The organism is Mesorhizobium sp. M7A.F.Ca.US.011.01.1.1 (genome assembly GCF_003998295.1).
Taxonomy (GTDB): domain Bacteria; phylum Pseudomonadota; class Alphaproteobacteria; order Rhizobiales; family Rhizobiaceae; genus Mesorhizobium.
This window is the reverse complement of record NZ_RZRT01000142.1, coordinates 1-2,375: the sequence shown is the minus strand read 5'-3', so window position 1 is coordinate 2,375 and position 2,375 is coordinate 1. Positions and strand designations below refer to the sequence as shown.

Here is a 2,375-nt window from a genome sequence, read left to right as displayed (position 1 = left end):
CATCCTGGCGCAATCGGTCGGCGGCGGCGGCGGCAATGGCGGCTTTGCCGGCGCACTCGGCGGCGGCAAGTCGATCGCGGTCGGCGTGGCGCTTGGCGGCAAGGGCGCCGGCGGCGGCAGCGCCGACATCGTCACCGTCACCTCGACGGGCAACATCTCGACCAATTTCGACAATTCGTCCGGCATCATCGCGCAGTCGATCGGTGGCGGCGGCGGCAATGGCGGCTTCAGCGTGGCCGTCAGCGGCGCGCTCGGCGATCCGGATGCAGCGACGGCATCGGTGGCGATCGGCGGCAAGGGCGGCATTGGCGGCGTCGGCAAGGCGGTGACGGTGACCAGTACCGGCACCATCGCCACGACGGGCAAATTCTCCAACGGCATTCTGGCACAGTCGATCGGCGGCGGCGGCGGCAATGGCGGTTTCGCCGTCGCCGGTTCGGCCACGACCGGCAATGCCGGCATCGGCGTCGGTATTGGCGGCGCGGGCGCGACCGGCTCGATCGCCGGCAATGTGACCGTCAACAGCTATAGCGTTGCCTTGAACGGCCAGCCGGTGTTGCAGGCGCCTGCCGGCACCGCCGCGACGATCTGGACCCAGGGCGACAACTCGTCCGGCATCTTCGCGCAATCGGTCGGCGGCGGCGGCGGCTCCGGCGGCTTCGCCGGCAGTCTCGGCATCGGGCTGGGCGGCGGCGGATTGGGCGTCAGCGTCGGCGGCAGCGGCGGAGCGGCGTCGAATGCCGGCACGGTCGCTGTCACCAGCTACAACAACATCCTGACCAGCGGAAAAGACTCCTTCGGCATCCTGGCTCAGTCCGTCGGCGGCGGCGGCGGCAATGGCGGCTTCGCAATCGCGCTCTCCGGCAGCAAGGACCTTGCCGGCAGCGTCGGTGTCGGCGGTTCGGGGGCCAGCGGCGGCGACGCCAACATCGTCACCGTCGACAGCCACGGCAATATCGAGACCGATGGCGATGGCTCGCATGCCATCTTCGCGCAATCGGTCGGCGGTGGCGGCGGCAATGGCGGCTTCGCGGTCTCCGGCAGCCTGGGCGGCACGGGCAGTCTGTCGGTGGCTCTCGGCGGCGGTGGCGGCGCCGGCGGCGATGCAAAATCGGTTACCGTCACCAGCGCCGGCAATCTGCGCACCGAAGGCGGCAAGGCCGACGGCATCCTGGCGCAGTCGGTGGGCGGCGGCGGCGGCAATGGCGGCTTCACGGGCGCCCTTGCCATCGTCGGCGATGGCGGCGCGATCGGCGTCGGTGTCGGTGGTACTGGCGGCGGTGGCGGCGACGGCGATGTCGTCACGGCCACCTCCATCGGCAACATCGTCACCATCAAAGCCAATTCGAACGGCATCCTCGCGCAGTCGGTCGGCGGCGGCGGCGGCAATGGCGGCGCGGTCGTGACGTTGTCTGGGGCCGGCAAGCAAGGCAGCGCCTCGGTGTCCGTTGGCGGCAAGGGCGGCAGCGGCGGCATTTCCAGGCTGGTCACCGTCAACAACACCGGCACGATCGACACCACCGGCGATCTTTCGAACGGCATCCTGGCACAGTCGATCGGTGGTGGCGGCGGCAATGGCGGCTTCTCCATCGCCGGCAACATGACGGTCGACGGCGCCGGCGGCGCCAGTGTCAGCATTGGCGGCTTTGGCGGTCTCGGCAAGGATGCCGGCGCGGTCATCGTCAACAGCAATGTCGGTACCACGCTCGCCAACAACAATGCGACCATCCACACCAGGGGTGGCGATGCGAACGGTATCATGGCGCAATCGGTCGGCGGCGGCGGCGGCAATGGCGGTTTCTCCGGCGCGCTCTCGGTCACCGGTCCGAACGCCAAGGCTGCCATCGGCATTTCCATCGGCGGCTTCGGCGCCGGCGCCGGCAACGGCGAGGCCGTCACCGTCACCTCGGTCGACAACATCCTGACCGAAGGCAATGGCGCCAACGGCATCTTCGCGCAATCGGTCGGCGGCGGCGGCGGCAGCGGCGGCTTCTCGTTCGCGGCGGCCGTCAACGGTACGCTCGGCAAGGGGCAGGGCACCAAGGCGGCGATTTCGGCTTCACTGGGCGGCCTCGGTGGCTCGGCCGGCGACGGCAGAAACGTCACGGTCGACTCGACCGGCATCATCCAGACCACCGGGATCAAGGCCTTCGGCGTGCTGGCGCAGTCGGTGGGCGGTGGCGGCGGCAATGGTGGCCTCAGCGTCACCACCAGCCTCAGCCTCGGCGAGAACGGCAACCAGATCAGCGCCTCCGTCGGTGGCGTGGGCGGCGGCGGCGGCGCCGGCGGCGACGTTCTGGTGACGCGCCACGGCGCGACCATCACCGGGGGCGACCAGGCGGTCGGGCCCCTCGCGCAGTCGATCGGCCTCAGCG

1 pseudogene is annotated in these 2,375 nt (G+C 70.5%); it reads left to right on the top strand.

Features of this window, described 5'->3' with window-relative positions:
* Positions 1-2,375 (top strand): annotated as a pseudogene (locus EOA13_RS39515) (autotransporter outer membrane beta-barrel domain-containing protein); the annotation flags it as partial.